Raw genomic sequence first — 18,579 nt, 5'->3', positions numbered from 1 at the left:
CATTATCATTTTAACTGAAAGTGAGGAGGGCAGTCTCAGCCCCTCCTCAATGAAGCGAGCGTAACGGGTTACGAACTCAATACTTCATGAATCGCTTGCGGATTTTGTGTAATAAACATGGCATCACCGTAACTAAAGAAGCGGTATTGCTGTTCCACGGCTTGCTGATAGGCATGCATAGTATTTTTATAACCGGCAAACGCAGACACCAGCATGATCAGTGTTGATTCGGGTAAATGGAAGTTAGTGATCAGCGCATCGATCACTTGGTACTGATAGCCTGGGTAGATAAATATCTGTGTATCATCAAAGAAAGGCGCGATTAAGGCGTTGTCTGCCGCGTTGGCGGCGCTTTCCAAGGAGCGTACCGAGGTGGTGCCTACCGCCACGACCTTATTTCCTCGCGCTTTACAGGCCAATACCGCATCAACCACTTCTTGCGGCACTTCAGCATATTCAGCATGCATAATATGGTCTTCAATGCTCTCGACCCGTACCGGTTGGAATGTCCCTGCCCCAACATGCAAGGTCACAAAAGCGGTTTCAATCCCTTTTTGACCTAACGCATCCAGTAACGGCTGGTCAAAGTGCAGCCCCGCGGTCGGAGCAGCGACCGCGCCCGGTTTCGCGCTATACACTGTTTGGTAAAGCTCGCGATCGGACTCTTCATCAGGACGGTCAATATAAGGCGGTAACGGCATATGACCGATATGGTTGAGGATATCTAACACCTCACGGCTATCGTGAAATTCAATTTCAAAAAGCGCATCGTGGCGAGCAACCATTGTGGCACGCACGTCTAAGGCGTCACCGAGTAATAATTCCGCACCCGGTTTCGGTGCTTTGGAGGCACGAACATGGGCCAATACCCGTTTGTCATCAAGCATCCGCTCCACCAGCATCTCAAGCTTACCACCGCTGGCTTTTTGACCATAAACCCGTGCTGGGATTACGCGGGTATTATTAAACACCAGTAAATCACCGGGTTGCAGCTTATCTAATACATCGGTAAATACGCCATGCTGTAACTCCCCCGAGGGCCCGTCTAACGATAGCAGTCGGCAAGCGCTCCGCTCAGATTGTGGATAATGGGCAATTAACGACTCAGGTAAAGCAAAGTTAAAATCAGCAACGCGCATGGTGACTTATTCCGATAAAAATTTAGGCGCACAGTGTAACGGAAAAGGCTGCATTACAGAACCTTTGGCTTTTCGCACAACTCAAGCGATAATAGCCCTATGAATTTTCTTGCTCATCTCCATCTCGCCCACCTTGCTAGCAGCTCATTAACCGGTAACTTACTGGCGGATTTTGTGCGCGGCGATCCCGACGGACGCTGGTCACCTGCCATTGTTGCCGGTATCCAGATGCACCGTCGGCTCGACAGCCTTTCCGATCACCTTCCTGAGGTACGTGCAGCTAAACAGTTATTTACTCTGGCTACGCGTCGCGTCGCGCCTATTGCGCTCGATGTGATTTGGGACCATTTCTTAGCCCGGGACTGGTCAAGCATCCATCCTAGACAGAATTTGCCTGAATTCTGTGCCATGGCTGAGCAGAACATTGCTCGCGATCTTCCAGAGACCCCAGACAATTTCCAACACTTGAATCGCCTAATCTGGCAGCAACGTTGGTTAGAGCGCTATGCCCAGCCGAACAACTTAGAAAATGTACTGCAGCAAATGGCGCAGCGTCGGCCACGTCTGGTAAGCCTTGCCGATTGCTATCAAGATTTCGTCGCCAACTATAGCGAATTGGAAATCTTATTTTACCGTTTTTATCCCCGATTAATGGCGCGGGCCACAGAAAAACAGCTGTAAAGTCCCCCGCCGGTTATTCGGTTCTGATACACTGCCTTGGCGCAACAGACGCAGGATCCGCTCAACCTGAGCGTGTGTCCTAAAACGATTTTATTCATTAACACTTGGAGTATGTATGGTACTTGTGACTCGTTCAGCCCCTGATTTCACTGCTGCGGCAGTTTTAGGTAACGGTGAAATTGTTGAGAATTTTAACTTCCATAAGCACATTGCCGGCAAACCTGCCGTACTCTTTTTCTGGCCAATGGACTTCACCTTTGTTTGCCCTTCAGAGCTGATTGCTTTTGATAAGCGTTACGCTGAATTCAAACAACGTGGTGTGGAAGTGGTTGGGGTTTCTTTTGACTCAGAATTCGTTCACAACGCATGGCGTAACACGCCTATCGATAACGGCGGTATCGGTAAAGTGCAATACGCTATGGTTGCTGATATCAAGCGTGAGATCCAACAAGCTTACGGTATCGAACACCCAGAAGCAGGTGTTGCACTGCGTGGTTCATTCTTAATCGATAAAGATGGCGTTGTTCGCCACCAAGTGGTTAACGACCTGCCATTAGGCCGTAACGTCGACGAAATGTTACGTATGGTCGACGCACTGCAATTCCACGAAGAGCACGGCGAAGTCTGTCCTGCACAGTGGGAAAAAGGGAAAGAAGGTATGGGCGCATCACCAGAAGGTGTTGCCAAGTACCTGTCTCAAAACGCGGCGAAGTTATAATCGCCTCGCCCCCTAAGACGTTAGGGGGCACTTACTCGCTTAAGGAATCACAGCGCCGTAGACAACCTTTTTGCAGCCCTTTTGATAGCGTTGCCATTTCTAAAATGATTATGCAACTCCCTCTACCCAGTATATTAGACCTATACAGACGTTACCTCTACCACGCTTACTTAACCTTTATCGAAGCGAATAAATTTCGTAATCCGTCGAATATGAAAAGTTTTAGCCAAGCATTAGAGAGCATCTTATTACGGCTTGTAAACTGACTTCTTTATCTCGGGCATCTTTTTTATCGTCGCGGCACTGACTGGCATAAGGCTGTGATAGACGCTATTCAGGCTATTTTGTCCGAATCACCTCAAGCAGGCTTCTGGAAATGTTATTTCCGCCTCAGGTTTAAGGGGGTTATTTTCAACCATAAACGTGTTTATCGCGTGTACTGCCGGTTAGGTTTAAACCTTAAACGGCGGATCAAAAAGACACTGCCTGCGCGTGATAGAAAGCCGTTATCTGTTGTGAATAAACCGAATGTTCAGTGGGCGATGGATTTTATGCATGATGCCCTGTATTGCGGAAAACGATTCAGAACACTGAATATTATTGATGAGGGAACACGTGAGTGTCTGGCAATTGAAATCGATACCTCGCTACCCGCTGGAAGAGTGATCCGCGTACTTGATCGTCTGAAAGAAGAGCGCGGACTGCCTCAGCAAATCAGAGTTGATAATGGCCCGGAACTGATATCAATTAACTTACTGAATTACTGTGAATATAATAATATCAAACTCTGCCATATTCAGCCGGGAAAACCTCAGCAGAATGGATTTATTGAGCGGTTTAATGGTTCATTTCGTCGGGAGTTTTTTAATGCTTATTTATTTCAGTCCCTCAGTCAGGTAAAAGAAATGGCTTGGTTCTGGCAGCAAGATTAGAATCTGAATCGGTCACATGAAAGTCTGGGGCATCTTCCCCCGGAGACATACCGGAAACAGCTAGAAAACTCTAATCAGGTGTGTCTCAAATAATGGGAAGTGGACAGTAAATTTGATGCAGACAGAACGAACACACGGAAAGGACATTCAGGATGAGTAAGCGATCAGAAATTATTGATGGGCGATATGTAGGTAGTCAAAAGGGAGGTCTGATTTACACTGAAGTACTTGGCAGGGTGGGGTTGTGAGTAAACGTATAATAGCCAAGATTGGTGTCGTTTTTATTGCCGGTATTATTCTGGCCGCTATCTGGATTTTTTGTAAATTTTTCTTTGCTGGGTCGGCATATTACACTGAACGCGACTGGATAAAGTATGAATTTTATACGCCCGATCTACTAAAGGAAATGCCTCGGTTATCGTCTAAGTATAAGTTTGATTTTGTTAATATTACCGGGCCGGATGCTCATGTATTTACAGTGCATTTTTATGGCGTGACAGATAGCAGCGAAATAAGAAATTACTTGAAATTGAAAGGATATGAAGCACAAGTATCTTGTGATGTTGAGGCCGAGTGTTGGAAGCATCGTCATGACGATGACGTAATTACGATTGCTAAATTTCAGTCGCCAAAGGAAGTATTTGTTCAGATATATCGAAAGTTTGGGACTCCATACGATGAATTCCAGTGAATTCAAAAGGATCTTCTTGTGATCCTTTTTCTTCGGGCGTAATCTCCAGTCCTGTAAACGAAAAAAACCGCCGGAAGGCGGGTTGGTTCGGGCTAGTCGAGCTAGTAACTCTTCGAAACCGGACGGTAACTGGACTTTAGCGGGAACAGTCACCAAATCAGTATGGTTAGTTTCGCATCTAGGCTGATACCTTCAAGTAGTCGTATATATTTATATAAAGATATACGCGTTTAGTAACCTCCCGCTAAATTCCCCAGTTACCAATGGCTGCTGCCAGTGGCGTTTTTTCGCATCTGTACCGGGTTGGACTCAAGAGGGTTTGGTGACTCAACCGTTGTCCAGATCATCAATGGAGAAAGCAGAGATAATCTTGATTCAGCTTGGAAAGCGTGGAACAAAAGTCAGGGAAGTGTTAGTTCTGGATTGATGAAACGTCGAGAGACTGAGTTGAAAATATATTATAAGGCTGATTACACAAGATGATGAAAAGATATAAATTATTTCTACTCTTTTTCTTCGCGTTGACGTCTAAGTATTAGAGTTCATACTCCGCATTTTTAATTTTCTCAGGTTTAATTTCATAGCCAGAATCCCAAAGGTTGCTTTCGTGACTACCCTCTGTTTTTTCACCCCCCACTACCCTATGAAGCTCATAAGTACTGAATCAAAGGTCTAAGGCTTTCCATTCCATGTTTACCCATTAAACCGCAAAAACGCTCTAATTCAGTATTAATATCGTTATCCATATTCAAAAAAATCCTGCGAAAGTGAACAACTTCATCCTCCATTAATTATGCAGACGTAGCACTTAACGGTGAAAGTGATGAGGAATGGGATTTTTGTGTGCAGTAAAACTTAGATACAGTGACACCGTTATGCGTAGAAAGCTAAAACAGCCGCTGTTTTGGTAATCCCCCAAGAACAGGTGAACATGTTATGCGCTATTACCTCTGCTTACTCATTACTAATTCGTTTTTAGTTACCATTTCAATAGTTTTTATGAAAATATGATATTGGTATAAAATTAGACATACAATGAAAGTTGAATTTAAATAAAAGACTATAAAAATAAGGACGTTATACTCAATATGCAACTCCCACTACAACATTGGCTTCAGACCCTAGGTCTCACTCATTACACCGATATTATCGCGACCTTACTCATGTTAACCGCGATGATTTTTCTCTCACTGATTATCCATGTACTCTTACACAAACTACTATTACCCATACTGAAAAAACAGTCAGAAAAAAGCCAATATCTTTGGCCAAAATCCTTATTTAAACACCGCTTATTTAATCGCGCGACGTGGCTACTACAAGGCGCACTCTTTCAAACATTGCTGCATATCCTGTTCAATCCACAAAGTATGCTGTTCGTCGGCCTGACCACCCTCTGTCAATTATGGGTGATGCTCTTCAGCTTATTGATCGGCTTCTCACTGCTCGATGTGATCCAAGCGGTGACCGCCAGAAGCGAATTCGCCAAACAGATCCCGCTGCGCGGCATCTTCCAAAGTATTAAATTAATTATGGCGATTTTACTCGCCATTTTGATGATCTCGCTATTACTAGGAAAATCACCCGGTACCCTGCTGACAGGACTGGGTGCGATGACCGCCGTGTTGATGTTGGTGTTTCGCGACCCTATTCTCGGTTTAGTGGCCGGTATTCAGCTCTCAGCCAACGATATGCTAAAAATTGGGGATTGGCTCGATATGCCAAAATATGGTGCAGATGGCGCGGTGATCGATATCAATTTAACGACGGTGAAAGTCCATAATTGGGATAAAACTATCGTCACTATCCCTGCTTACGCCTTGATTTCCGACTCCTTTAAAAATTGGCGGGGAATGTCTGAATCAGGTGGACGACGCATTAAGCGTAGCATCAACATCGATACGACTAGCATTCACTTTTTGTCTGAGACGGAAATTGACCAACTTGGCCAAGCCCATCTGCTTAGCCCCTACTTAGTAACTAAGCAGCAAGAGATCACTCAGTGGAATGCGCAGCGCGATACTCATAATGCTTCGTTACTTAATCATCGTGCCTTAACCAATATTGGTACCTTTCGTATCTGGTTGGAGAGTTGGTTGAAGACCCATCCACACATCCGACAAGATATGACGCTAATGGTGCGTCAGTTAGCGCCCACCGAGAACGGTCAACCGATTGAGATTTATGCCTTTACCAATACTGTGGTGTGGGCAGATTATGAAGCGATCCAAAGCGATATTTTTGATTATATCTACGCGGCTCTGCCTGCATTTGGCTTGCGTGTCCATCAAACTCCAACCGGCACAGATATTCGGGCGTTAATGCCTACGCCGCCTTCCCACCACAATAGTCTCTAAAACAAGGGGCCATTTGGCCCCCTTATCCCTATGCTTGCTCTTTGACTCGCAGTAACAGTAGCAGTGCGATAACCATCAAAACTGTCGCTAAGTAATAAATCGCCTGATGGCCGAGAACATCACTTAATATCCCCTGGCAAAGTCCCGCAAAGATCATCCCGGTGGAAACCGAATTGGTGAATAGCGTCGTCGCAGCGCCCGCTTTACCCGGCATCAAATCCTGAAACCACAGCATCACTAACCCTGCCACAATACCGATAAATACCGCATTTAGAAGTTGGATAACTAATAATCCTGTTTGTTGATGAAATACTAACATCGCGGGATAAAAAGCAAGGCCACAAACCACCGCAACGATCACCAATAACCGTTTACCTATCCGTTTAGCCAAATAACCCGCCAGCAGCATTACCGGAATTTCTAGACCCGCGGCCGTCCCCATCAGTACTCCAGCAAAACTTTCAGGCATACCTAAGCTTTGACTGACATAGAGCGGCATATCGATGATATACATCAGACTACACACCCACATCAGTACCGAGGCGGCAAAGAGTAGACGTACATCCGTACGTTTCCAGCCACTGACCGCGCTTTTGGCCAAATCCTCTGCTGGATATAGCCTTGGCACACTGGGTAAGGTGGTTTTAATTAAAATGAGTGATAAGAGAAACAACGCGGCCGCCACCAGATATAAGGTAATAAAACCATAATTAAGTGCCAGTGCGAAAGAGATCGGTGGGCCAATCACCCAGGCTAAAGACATTTGCGCACGCATCACCGAACTGAACATTACGACTTCACGTCCAGTACGATCAGCATATTCCCTTGCTAAAGCAAAAAGTTGTGGCATTACCACACTGGTTAAGGCCGACAAGATCAGCCCCAGTGTAATCAGCACCACATACTGCCGCACAAAAGCGAACATCACCGCATTCGCAATGGCCATCGCACAGCAAAACATCAATAACTGCCGTCGATCACCTTTGCGGTCTGAACGCTTGGCCAATATAAAACTGATGATGATACCGGTCACGGCATTGATGGTAAAAAACAGTCCAACCATAAAAGGTTTAGCCTGTAACTCCTGACTAAGATAAAGACTGAGTGTCGGAGCTTGTAACGCCCCAGCAATGCTGACAAAGAATGTCACCAGCATAAACATCATAAAAACAGGGTTTCCCCCTTTCCGGGCGGGCGGGGTAAATGATTGCATAAGTGGCCTATAAGACTAACGCCCTAGTTAAGGGTTAGCATGGGTCAATACGAGACCTTTATCATATCAGTTACAGAATGATCGAGGTATCGGCAAAATATCTTTCGATTTGTGACTGACGCCATTGACGGGGACTGGTGCCGAACCAGCGTTTAAAGGCCCGTGAAAAGGCGCTGACTTCCGAATATCCAAGCAGTAATGCCATATCGGTCACCGAGATGTGTGGCTGTTCCAGAAAGCTCATCGCCATCTCGCCACGCACTTTATCCACCAGTCCTGTAAAGCTGACGCCCTCTTGGCGTAATCGGCGTTGCAGTGACCAAGGGGTCATTGATACTTGATCCGCAATCAGTTCAAGATCCGGTTCCCCCTGCCCTATCGCTAATTGCACCTGCATACGAATCTGATCAATTAAGGGCTGTGTGGACACGTGATAATTTAACTGGCGGATCGCATCTTGTGTCACGGTCAATAACATTGGATCACTGTCCGGCATGGTACGTAACCCATCGCTTTTCGGGATCACCATACAGTTGGTCGGTTGATCAAACCAAATAGGCGCATCAAAAACCTTACAGTGTTCATGCCACGCGGCAGGGCGCGGGTGTTCAAAATGGACTTCTCTGGGTGACCAGTGGCTACCTAACGCATGACGAATCAAGTTTAAGAACATACACAGCGTTAATTCTGCATCTTGCCGACGTTGCAAAATGGCGCCATGGCGTACTTGATAGTGTAATTGCCAGCTGTCGCCCTTATCGACCAATTGAATCAGTGTATCGTGTTGATGATAGGGAAAAGCACGAACCACATTGCGCAACGCTTCTTCTAAGGTGGCTGAGCAGATCCCTATATAGCCAATCAAACCAAGTGATTGCGGTTTGAACTGCTTGCCGTAGTAAAGCCCAAAGTTATCCACCCCTGAATGTTTTGCCGCGACTTCCATCACGCGACAATAATTCACTAAACTCAAGCTCATGGTCGGATTACCCAGTAACTCAGGATTAATGCCACTCATGCCAAACACCCGATCACTATCCCCGCCTTGGTGCGTGATAAATTGGCTAAGTCCACTCGCGGCTGCCGCTAAGACGCCATGATGAGCCGGTTGGTGCGAGGGAGAGTATAATGATTGCATGGTGATGACCTCATGGAAAATCGCAACGATATTAATCGTTCAGCAAATTTCATACCAAGAGTAAAAAGCGCGATAAAACACGCGCTTTGTATCACGATGACGGAAAACCACACCTTCCTGCTACTTAATAGTGCACACCTTGACCAATGGGTAGCTGCTTACCCTCCAAATAAGTGCGACATAGCTCAAGGGTTTGTGCGGACCACCCTTGCGCGACGCTTCTTGCCATTTCTGTATCGCGATGCGAGGCCAGCCATGCCGTCAATTGAATACGCCGTTGGATTAACAGTGCAGGTAATACAGCAAAGTCGTCGTCACTAAAACTATGTACCTTTTGATACCCCTCGATCCAGCGATCCACCCATAGCGGTGCGTTCGGATGATGATCCACAAAACTGATCGCCGCCGCCAGATCATGTAAATACCAACCAAACCCACAATCGTCAAAATCGATCACCCGTGTTTCGCCACGATCTAATAAAAGATTGGTGAGACGCAGATCAGCATGAATCAAGCCAAAGCGGTTACTCTGTTGGCTATAACGGGTGAGCGTTGCTTCCACGTCACCGATCACAGTGAAGATAAGGTCATGATCCTTGACAGACAGATCGCTAATATCACGCCAATCTCCCCAATGGCTGGAGGCACCTACCATCGAGTGATGGTCCCAGCGTAAGCGCTGAAAATCTGCCGGGCGCTGCCAGTGACGACTGTGCTGGTGTAACCGTGCAGTAATCTCCCCTAACTGCTTAAAGGCGTCGGGCGACACCTCACTGGTAGGCATTTCGCCCTCGATCCAGTGAAAAATCACCGCGTGACGCTGCTCGTTTGCGGATAATACATACGTTTGGATACGCTCCCCTTTAGCATCGCGTAATGCTTCAGGCACTTGGATCCCTTCTACCCGCAGTGCGTCCAACCACAGTAATTCACTCTCGATAGCCGCTTTCTGATGATAATTACCACGATGTAAACGCAGCGCATAACGCTTCCCTTGAGCAGTCACCGAAAATGTGGCGTTTTCTGAACGACATAATAATTTGATTTCCGCGTTCTGTAGCAGCGGATAGGCTTGTACGACGTGATTCGCAATATGCATTAATACCGCTTGGTCAAGAGCATCGTATTGTTTCACACTCATCATCTTCTCCTACACAGCGTTGGGACCTAATGTGAGGTGTAGCATCCATCAGAGTGACCTCTGCGGGCTTGACGATAAAACAGCGAAAATTGACAGGAGAGTACAGGCGTGACTTTTTGCTGCATGACTTAACTTGAAGTAACAACAAACTGTCTTTTCCGGTCAAGTTTCTCGCCGTTAAGCACTGCATTATCTTTCGAAACGCAGTATTTACCTGCGACGACGTCTTCAATAATGCTAACGGGGTTCACTATGACGACATCATTAAAACCGACACTCGGTGCACTGCATTTATGGGGGATTGCCGTAGGTCTGGTTATCTCAGGCGAGTATTTTGGCTGGAGCTATGGATGGGGCGTAGCAGGAACGCTCGGCTTCCTCGTCACCACGCTCATTATCGCCGTGATGTATACCTGCTTTATCTTTAGTTTTACTGAACTGACAACGGCTATCCCACAAGCCGGTGGACCTTTCGCTTATAGTCGTGCCGCGTTTGGGGATACCGGCGGATTAATCGCTGGGCTCGCCACCCTGATCGAATTCGTCTTCGCTCCCCCCGCTATCGCGATGGCGATTGGGGCCTATCTCAATGTGCAATATCCAACACTTAACCCTAAATATGCCGCCTTAGGTGCCTATATTGTCTTTATGGGGCTAAATATCCTCGGCGTAAAATTGGCGGCAATGTTTGAACTGATCGTTACCCTGTTAGCGGTGTTTGAACTGCTGGTCTTTATGGGCGTCGTCTCCCCAGGGTTTAGCATGAGTAATTTCGTGGCCCATGGCTGGTCGGGACAGGAGCATTTCTCGATGGCCGCCCTGCCCGGTATTTTTGCTGCAATTCCCTTCGCTATCTGGTTTTTCTTAGCGATTGAAGGAGCCGCGATGGCTGCAGAAGAGGCTAAAAACCCGAAAAAAACAATTCCTATCGCTTACTTAACCGGAATATTGACCTTGGTGTTCTTAGCATTAAGCGTCATGCTATTTGCGGGCGGTGCTGGCGATTGGCGTGCCTTATCAGGGATTAATGATCCGCTACCGCAAGCGATGAAAATGATTGTGGGTGAGCACTCTCGTTGGATGCATATGCTCGTGTGGATTGGATTATTCGGTCTAATAGCCAGCTTCCATGGCATTATTCTTGGTTATTCCCGTCAGTTCTTTGCCTTATCCCGCGGCGGCTATCTTCCCGCCTCACTGTGTAAATTAAGTCGTTTTCAAACCCCGCACCGTGCCATTATTGCTGGTGGCATCATCGGGATGATCGTGGTGTGTAATGATGGGATGACTCTACAGGGTATGAGTTTGACCGCCGCGATGATTACCATGGCAGTGTTCGGTGCCAACGTGATGTACATCATGAGTATGTTAAGCCTTTACCGCTTACGTAAAACCGCCCCTAATCTTGAGCGCAGCTATCGCGCACCCGGATACCCAGTGATCCCCGGCATTGCGTTAGTGCTCTCAACGATCTGTTTTGTCACTATGCTCTGGTTCAATCCAGTGATTGGTGGACTGTTTATCGGGTTAATGATCATCGGCTACCTTTACTTCCTCACCACGAAAGTGAGACGCCAAGCAAGTCAGCCGATCACCCTAACTATCGTAGAAAACGAATAACGCCTAGTGAGATAGGGCACCGTTCCTATCCGTTACCTCTTACTGACGACAGCAGTGCAAGGAGTAGATGATGCCAACACGTTCCACGATTATGGATACCAACAGCTTTCGCGCTGAACATGCAGACGCCTTAAGCCCTGAAATCCGTCAATTAACCGACAAACGAGATCGGATCTTAGGCGAATCCTATCGCCTCTTTTACCGTAATCCCGTTCACTTAGTGAAGGGCAAAGGGCAATATCTGTGGGATGCAGAAGGCCGTAAGTATTTAGATGTCTATAACAATGTCGCCAGTATTGGCCACTGCCACCCTGCGGTGATCGAGGCCGTTAGCCAGCAAATGCAGCAACTCAATACCCATACCCGTTATCTGCATGAGAATATCTTAAACTATACCGAATCAATCCTTGCAACCACCCCAGCAGAGATCGATCGCGCCATGTATATGTGTACGGGATCTGAAGCGAACGATCTGGCAATACGTGTTGCCAAATCCTTTAGTGGGGGAACTGGGATTATCGTTACCCAAGAGGCATATCATGGTACCAGCGAGTTGACCTCTGGTGCATCGCCTGCACTGGGAAGCGGCCAAGCGCTGGCCTCGACCACACGAGTGGTACCTGCCCCCGATTTTTATCGCTTAACCCCAAGCGATCCGGGCCAATGGTTTGCAAATGAAATCCAAAAACAGATCGACGATATGAAGCAAAAAGGAATTAAATTTGCGGGCTTTCTCGCTGATTCGATCTTCTCATCTGATGGGGTATTACCTAATCCTCCTGGCTTTCTTAAAGCTGCCATCGATGTCGTGCATAAGAATGGCGGGATTTTTATTGCTGATGAGGTACAACCCGGTTTTGCACGGACTGGCGATACCTTTTGGGGATTTGCGCGGCACGGCGTGGTACCCGATATCATTACCACCGGCAAACCCATGGGTAACGGAATTCCCGTCTCAGCACTTTTCGCGAAAAGCGATGTACTGGCGTCTTTCAGTGATCATATTCCTTATTTCAATACCTTTGGGGGTAACCCTGTTTCGATGGCTGCAGCCCAAGCTGTGCTAAAAGTCATTCAGGAAGAGAACTTGCAACAACATAGCCGAGAAATGGGAGAACTTCTTATAAAAGAATTGCGCGGCTTGCAGCAAAAATATCGCTGTGTCGGGGATGTGCGAGGGGCGGGATTATTTATCGGCTTTGAATTGGTCACCGACCCAGAAAGTAAGCAACCGAACAAGGCTTTAGCCTTGGATTTAATCGAGCGCCTACGTGATCAAGGTATCCTCACCTCAGTGGCTGGACCTTATGGTAACGTGCTGAAACTTCGTCCTCCCCTTGCCTTCCAAGCATCAGATATTGATTGGTTAGTTGGCGGCTTGGATCGCGCGCTGGAACAAATCTGTCACTGACCCATCCCTACCGCGCAGTCGAACGCTGACTGCGCGGGCTTTCATGATCTTTCCTTTCCTCTTACTCAATAATTGCCTAGAATGCTCAGACTCAACGGGGTGCAGTCATGGACTGCTGAGAGAAACCCGTAGAACCTGATCCGGTTAATACCGGCGGAGGGATTTGAGCGAAATCCTCTCAGATCCTTTGCGCCAACGAGCAACGTTATTGTAGGAGCGCAAAGTGTTTCCATCCAAAAAATTCGTTTCAGGGTTATTATTGGCCCTTACCGCATTGCCCGCCTTGGCTGCTAAGCCAGTATTAACGGTCTACACCTATGACTCTTTTGCGTCACAATGGGGACCAGGCCCGGCGATTAAAACCGCTTTCGAGCAACACTGTGGCTGTACGTTACGTTATGTGACCTTAGAAGATGGGATTTCGCTGCTTAATCGCCTGCGAATGGAAGGAAATCGTAGTAAGGCTGACGTGGTGCTGGGGCTGGATAACAATCTCTTAGAGAGTGCGACAAAGACTGGTCTGTTTGCTCCGGCCAATATTGATACACAAAAGCTTAACCTACCTAATGGCTGGACTAACAAGACCTTCATCCCCTACGACTATGGCTATTTTGCATTCGTCTACAATAAAAAACGCTTACCAAATCCACCAAAAAGTTTGCATGAGTTAGTGGAAAGCCCCGAAAAATGGCGTGTAATTTATGAAGATCCCCGTACCAGTACACCGGGACTAGGGCTATTGTTATGGATGAACCATGTCTTCGGCGATAAAACCTCACAGGCATGGCAACAGTTAGCGAAAAAGACCGTCACTATCCCTCGCGGTTGGAGTGAAGCTTACGGGCTTTTTTTAAAAGGCGAAGCGGACTTGGTACTGAGTTATACCACCTCTCCGGCTTATCATATTATGGAAGAACATAATAATGATTACGCCACTGCAAATTTCTCAGAAGGTCATTATCTACAAGTAGAAGTGGCTGGACAGTTAGCCAAAAGTCCACAACCGGCATTAGCCCATCAATTTATGCAGTTTATGCTGTCTGATAATTTCCAAAAAACCTTAGCAACCGGGAACTGGATGTATCCGGCTACGCATCAACCGCTTCCGGCAGCCATAGCGAATCTGCCAGTGCCACGCCACGCACTGCAATACAGTGCGTCTGACGTCGCAGCATCCCGATCATCCTGGGTCGACGCGTGGCAGATGGCTGTGTCTCATTAATGAATACTTGGCGACTTCCCGGCAGTATTGCGGCGATAACCATACTGGGATGTCTTGGCGCAGCGCTGATCGCGCTGCTCTTCGCTGCCCCCGTCCCCTCATTAAAGGGGCTGCTAGAAGATGCCTATCTTCATCACCTGATCGCCTTTTCGTTTAAACAAGCCTCGCTATCCGCCCTCATCGCCATCGGCTTGGCAATCCCCATCGCCCGTGCCCTACAGCGCCGACATTTTCTCGGCAAAACCTTGCTGCTGCGACTCTCCAGCATGACCTTAATTCTGCCAGTGTTGGTGGCGATATTCGGATTGATGACCGTCTATGGCCGTGAAGGCTGGCTGGCCATACTGTGCCATCGGCTAGGAATTAATTATAGCTTTAGTCCCTATGGACTGAGTGGGATTCTGCTCGCCCACGTCTTTTTTAATCTGCCTCTCGCCACACGCTTGTTATTACAAGCCTTGCAACAAATCCCCAATGAGCAACGTCAACTGGCTGATCAACTCGCAATGCAGGGCTGGAATCTGTTTAAATTTCTGGAATGCCCTTGGTTAAAACGGCAACTTATCCCCGCTTTTGTCCTGATCTTTATGCTCTGCTTCACCAGCTTCGCCATCATATTAACCCTAGGCGGCGGTCCTCAAGCCACAACCTTAGAACTGGCTATTTTCCAAGCCTTAAGTTTTGATTATGACCCGGGACGTGCAGCACTTCTCGCCTTGATCCAACTTTGTTGCTGCAGCGGATTATTATTACTCAGTCATTGGCTCACACCGATTCGTGCGCATGAGGTGAGTTTACGCCAGAACTGGCAGCCTAAAGTAGAAGGTGTCTGCGCACGTATCATCGATAGCGTTTCATTAATGGTGCTTGTCCTATTACTGATCCCACCGCTTATCGCGGTCATCGCTGCCGGTCTTGGTACGCACACCCTCGATGCCTTAAAAGATCCGGCATTATGGCAGGCAGTCGCCCTTTCACTAAACATTGCTGTTGCCGCCGGGGCGCTCAGTGTCAGTATCACCCTCATGTTGTTGTGGACCTCACGCGAATACCGTCGACGGCAGCAGTATGGATGGGCCAGTTGCCTTGAAGGCAGTGCAATGATTATATTAGGGGTGCCCAGCATCGTGCTCGCCACAGGCGCTTTTCTGATCCTCAATCAAACCATTGGACTTGGCAGCTCCCCGGCCTATCTGGTAATTATCGTCAACACCTTGATGGCACTACCCTATGCCAGCAAATTATTAGAAAGCCCAATGCGGGACTTGGCGAATCAATATAGCCGTCTCTGCCTCGCCCTAGATATTCGCGGTTGGCAGCGTTTACGTCATATTGAATTACCGATTTTACGACAACCGCTATTACAGGCTTTCGCTTTTGCATCATTAATGTCGATGGGGGACTTTGGGGTGATTGCACTCTTTGGTAGCCAAGATTTTCAAACGCTTCCTTATTATCTCTATCAGCAAATGGGCGCTTATCGGACGCAGCAAGCTGCAGTGACCGCGCTGCTGCTATTACTTATTTGCTTCCTATTTTTTATCCTTATTGAAACCTTGGCGGAGCGCGATGCTGACCGTAAACCAACTGAGTTGTGATTATCCACAACAGCCCCTAAGTTTTACCTTATCAGTCGCTGCCGGTGAGCGTATTGTGGTGTTAGGCCCTAGTGGCGCAGGCAAAAGTACGCTTCTCAATTTAATCGCGGGCTTTATTCCTGCGACGCAGGGAGAAGTGTGGATTGCTGAGCAGAACGTAACCTCTCTCGCTCCCGCCAAACGGCCGCTGTCGATGTTATTTCAGGAAAATAATCTTTTTACTCACCTAAGTGTAAGGCAGAACCTCGCCCTAGGTTTATCTCCTGCCATGCGTCTTTCTCCCTCCCAGAAAGAGAAATTACAGGCCTTAGCTGAACGTACGGGGCTGTTACCGCTGATGGATCGTTTACCGGCGCAACTATCAGGAGGGCAGCGACAACGTGTCGCCCTCACCCGTTGTCTACTGCGCGATCAGCCTTTGCTACTTCTGGATGAACCCTTTTCTGCCCTAGATCCCGCCCTTCGTCAAGAGATGTTGGTGCTGACACAGGAGCTGTGTCGGGAGAATCGCTTAACGCTAGTGATGGTCTCCCACCAATTTTCGGATGCACGTTTTCTTGCTGATCGCTGTATCTTAATCGATCAAGGAAAATTGGCATGGAGCGGGACATGGCAACAGCTGGAAAAAGGCGACATAGATGCCGCCAAGGTGCTAGGTATTAGGCGTACTAATGACCAATAAAGACTTTCCACAATAAGTGGCCAAACATTGGCATCATTGGGTGTTGAAGTAACAGGAAAAAAGCGATGGCCGTAATCACCAGCATAATCGGTGCAAGATAACGCAGGCGTTCTGGGGTTAATCCCCCCTGAACCGATTCTGCTTTAGCCGGACGTAACCAGCGCCACATCAGCCAGACGCTCAACCACATCAGTACTGCCACACCGGCTAAGTACCACTTGAATAAGCTATCTTGCGATCCCGCTGGCACATCAATGGCGACCCCCGCGAGAATACCGGGCAGCAGATAGATCGGCGGCCACAAAATACAGCCCGCGAGATTAGGCGGTAAAAACTTCTTCGCCGGAAGTTCCAGCATTCCGGCAATCAACGGGATCAGCGGACGGGTTGGCCCGACAAAACGCCCAATCAAAATAGTGGCGACACTGTGATTATGCAAAGCATGTTCGGTCTTATTAAGTAGTGCCTGATGCTTTTGCAGATACTTCCAGCGATGTAAGGGCCCTTGGAATTTCCAACCGATATAAAATGAAAGCCAATCGCCGACTAAGCATCCAATGAAACCCGCTGCCCACGCCGGATAGAGGCTGACATGTCCACTGCCAATTAATGCGCCTAGCGAAGCCATCATGACGGTTCCGGGCAGTATTAAGCCAACCAGTGCTAAGGACTCTAAGAAGGTGACAACCGCAACAACGCCTATCGCCCAGCCGACCGATTGTTCTAATAAATGTTGGATCCAGGCTTCCATTAACTTTCCTCATAATTCGCGAGCTCGGATTGTTGCGGTCTGTACCGCCTACGTCAAGTAAAGTTACCGATATTAAAACACTCCGAAACAAAATCGTATTACAGCGAGACGAGGAGTGTTGCCCTTTTCTTCTGTACTAGGGATCAATCGCCCTCACACACTGAGTAGGCAGTTGATTCAACCCCTCTTTTTCTAACGTGAACCAGCTAAAATGAAGGTGTTTATCGACCTTTACCAAATAAATGGAATCATAATCGAAGGCGGAAATTGAAGGGATCTGCGAAGCGTCTCCTCCGGTCGTCGCCACTAACTCTTTTACCGCTTCGACTAAGTGATCATGCTCCCAAGCAATGTAGGTCACTTGGTGATTATCGCTCGCTAATAATCGGCTCACTAAGGCATATGTATCGTTAGCATGAAATTGTAACCCTATACTTTCAGAGGTCTGAATGGCGATCGGCATCAGTGTTGCAATGGCGCGAATAGAACTCCCCTCTTTCTCTTCAATCGGTGCCGAGGCGTAAAGCGCGTCAGGTTTTCCATAGCGAGGCACTAATACCTCGGGTAACCGCAGCGCCCGATTTAACCCTTGGCAAGAGAGTTGTCCACTGAAGTTCATCTGCTTTTCTGCATGGCGAAAGAAGACAAAGGTACGCTCTGCCTGACAGTTTGAGGCAGTGACCATTAATAAGAGAAAAAATAATCTACGCAAGGATCGATACCCCCATAAAATGAGCAAATAACAGAGGTGGACTATAACCGACCAGCGTGAAATGACAGCGACAGATGACCGAAAAGTTTTCGGTTGATTGAGGGAGGGTTGAGAATATGAACGGGACTATCGGGTAAGACCTCACTTTGGCATTAACTCTCTCGGAGAGGGCAATACCTCTGAATGAACGTCAATGCAGTATTATTCCGTTACCCCTGCCCCTTTCTCTTATCGCCAAAGGTATTACGGCGCGAAATGTGGGTGGAAATTTATGTTTGTATAATCACCCGTGAAGAGAAAATAAAATATCACGAGTGCGGTAAGAATGTAGAAAAAATAATAGGTCAATGATCGCATAAATCCCCCTCTAAAGTAGATAGAGGAAGAGATTGAATGAAAACTTATGAATGATAAACTCTCTATTAGTTTCTTCACTCTAAACCTCAGGTAGATAATGAACCTTTTTCTTAGCATGTCCGTGTTCGTTCAAATAGTAGGGTAATCCCCCCGAAAAATCGGTGTGTTCATAAGTAGAATTTTCTACTAACCTGAACTCAGGGGAGATTTCTATGA

16 protein-coding genes, 1 pseudogene and 1 riboswitch are annotated in these 18,579 nt (G+C 47.4%); of the genes and pseudogenes, 11 read left to right on the top strand and 6 right to left on the bottom strand.

The genetic code is table 11. From position 1 onward, the window contains the following. Positions 1-68: 68 nt before the first annotated feature. A complete protein-coding gene (gene queA, locus HH682_RS07405) occupies positions 69-1,139 on the bottom strand; it encodes a tRNA preQ1(34) S-adenosylmethionine ribosyltransferase-isomerase QueA (protein WP_214236951.1) in 1,071 nt (356 codons plus the stop codon). A gap of 99 nt (positions 1,140-1,238) precedes the next feature. Between queA and HH682_RS07400 the strand changes: the two genes are divergently transcribed. The 6 genes and pseudogenes from HH682_RS07400 to HH682_RS07375 all read left to right on the top strand — a co-directional run bounded on the left by HH682_RS07400 (position 1,239) and on the right by HH682_RS07375 (position 6,518). Further along, complete coding sequence (locus tag HH682_RS07400; RefSeq protein ID WP_214236950.1) at positions 1,239-1,820, top strand: acyl carrier protein phosphodiesterase; 582 nt, start codon at positions 1,239-1,241, stop codon at positions 1,818-1,820. 115 nt (positions 1,821-1,935) lie between these two features. Next, the gene (locus tag HH682_RS07395; RefSeq protein WP_092672099.1) at positions 1,936-2,538 is read left to right on the top strand and encodes a peroxiredoxin C; all 603 of its coding nucleotides are present in this window, start codon (positions 1,936-1,938) and stop codon (positions 2,536-2,538) included. 244 nt (positions 2,539-2,782) lie between these two features. Then, positions 2,783-3,563, top strand: a pseudogene (locus tag HH682_RS07385) (IS3 family transposase); the annotation flags it as partial. 151 nt (positions 3,564-3,714) lie between these two features. Then, a complete protein-coding gene (locus HH682_RS07380; protein ID WP_041474758.1) occupies positions 3,715-4,161 on the top strand; it encodes a hypothetical protein in 447 nt (148 codons plus the stop codon). Between the two features lie 276 nt (positions 4,162-4,437). After that, entirely contained in the window at positions 4,438-4,644 is a 207-nt protein-coding gene (locus HH682_RS16110) for a glycoside hydrolase family protein (protein ID WP_420826192.1), read from the top strand. A 605-nt stretch (positions 4,645-5,249) separates the two neighbouring features. Continuing rightward, a complete protein-coding gene (locus tag HH682_RS07375) occupies positions 5,250-6,518 on the top strand; it encodes a mechanosensitive ion channel family protein (RefSeq protein ID WP_214236948.1) in 1,269 nt (422 codons plus the stop codon). A gap of 28 nt (positions 6,519-6,546) precedes the next feature. Here HH682_RS07375 and HH682_RS07370 read toward each other — a convergent pair whose 3' ends face one another. From HH682_RS07370 to HH682_RS07360, 3 genes are all read right to left on the bottom strand, one after another. Beyond that, complete coding sequence (locus HH682_RS07370; protein ID WP_420826190.1) at positions 6,547-7,683, bottom strand: MFS transporter; 1,137 nt, start codon at positions 7,681-7,683, stop codon at positions 6,547-6,549. Between the two features lie 118 nt (positions 7,684-7,801). Next, complete coding sequence (gene qhpR / locus HH682_RS07365; RefSeq protein WP_214236946.1) at positions 7,802-8,869, bottom strand: AraC-like transcriptional regulator QhpR; 1,068 nt, start codon at positions 8,867-8,869, stop codon at positions 7,802-7,804. A 124-nt stretch (positions 8,870-8,993) separates the two neighbouring features. Next, complete coding sequence (locus tag HH682_RS07360; protein WP_214236945.1) at positions 8,994-10,010, bottom strand: phosphotransferase enzyme family protein; 1,017 nt, start codon at positions 10,008-10,010, stop codon at positions 8,994-8,996. 252 nt (positions 10,011-10,262) lie between these two features. Here HH682_RS07360 and eat point away from each other — a divergent pair, with 252 nt between their 5' ends. The 5 genes from eat (at position 10,263) to thiQ (ending at position 16,543) form a co-directional block, all read left to right on the top strand. Next, complete coding sequence (gene eat / locus HH682_RS07355; protein WP_214236944.1) at positions 10,263-11,630, top strand: ethanolamine permease; 1,368 nt, start codon at positions 10,263-10,265, stop codon at positions 11,628-11,630. A gap of 70 nt (positions 11,631-11,700) precedes the next feature. Beyond that, positions 11,701-13,041, top strand: coding sequence for an aspartate aminotransferase family protein (locus tag HH682_RS07350; RefSeq protein ID WP_214237048.1), 1,341 nt, complete (start codon positions 11,701-11,703; stop codon positions 13,039-13,041). 85 nt (positions 13,042-13,126) lie between these two features. After that, positions 13,127-13,221, top strand: a riboswitch (TPP riboswitch). A 43-nt stretch (positions 13,222-13,264) separates the two neighbouring features. Then, positions 13,265-14,263 carry a thiamine ABC transporter substrate binding subunit gene (thiB, locus tag HH682_RS07345; RefSeq protein WP_214236943.1) on the top strand — a complete coding sequence of 333 codons (999 nt, stop codon included), beginning with the start codon at positions 13,265-13,267 and terminating at the stop codon, positions 14,261-14,263. After that, positions 14,263-15,861: a thiamine/thiamine pyrophosphate ABC transporter permease gene (gene thiP, locus HH682_RS07340; protein WP_214237047.1), complete on the top strand. Its 1,599-nt coding sequence runs from the start codon at positions 14,263-14,265 to the stop codon at positions 15,859-15,861. Before thiB ends, thiP begins: the two co-directional genes overlap by 1 nt. Next, the gene (gene thiQ / locus HH682_RS07335; protein WP_214236942.1) at positions 15,833-16,543 is read left to right on the top strand and encodes a thiamine ABC transporter ATP-binding protein ThiQ; all 711 of its coding nucleotides are present in this window, start codon (positions 15,833-15,835) and stop codon (positions 16,541-16,543) included. The genes thiP and thiQ overlap by 29 nt, the downstream gene beginning before the upstream one ends. Here the strand turns inward: thiQ and HH682_RS07330 are convergent. Further along, a complete protein-coding gene (locus tag HH682_RS07330; RefSeq protein WP_214236941.1) occupies positions 16,530-17,294 on the bottom strand; it encodes a DedA family protein in 765 nt (254 codons plus the stop codon). The two genes, thiQ and HH682_RS07330, sit on opposite strands and share 14 nt — an antisense overlap. 136 nt (positions 17,295-17,430) lie before the next feature. Further along, complete coding sequence (locus HH682_RS07325; protein ID WP_250318606.1) at positions 17,431-18,006, bottom strand: histidine phosphatase family protein; 576 nt, start codon at positions 18,004-18,006, stop codon at positions 17,431-17,433. Positions 18,007-18,579: the final 573 nt, after the last annotated feature.

It is taken from the genome of Rosenbergiella gaditana (genome assembly GCF_018494065.1).
In the GTDB taxonomy this organism is placed as follows: Bacteria; Pseudomonadota; Gammaproteobacteria; order Enterobacterales; family Enterobacteriaceae; genus Rosenbergiella; species Rosenbergiella gaditana.
Note: the sequence above shows the minus strand (reverse complement) of the source record. Positions and strands in the feature narration are given on the sequence as shown.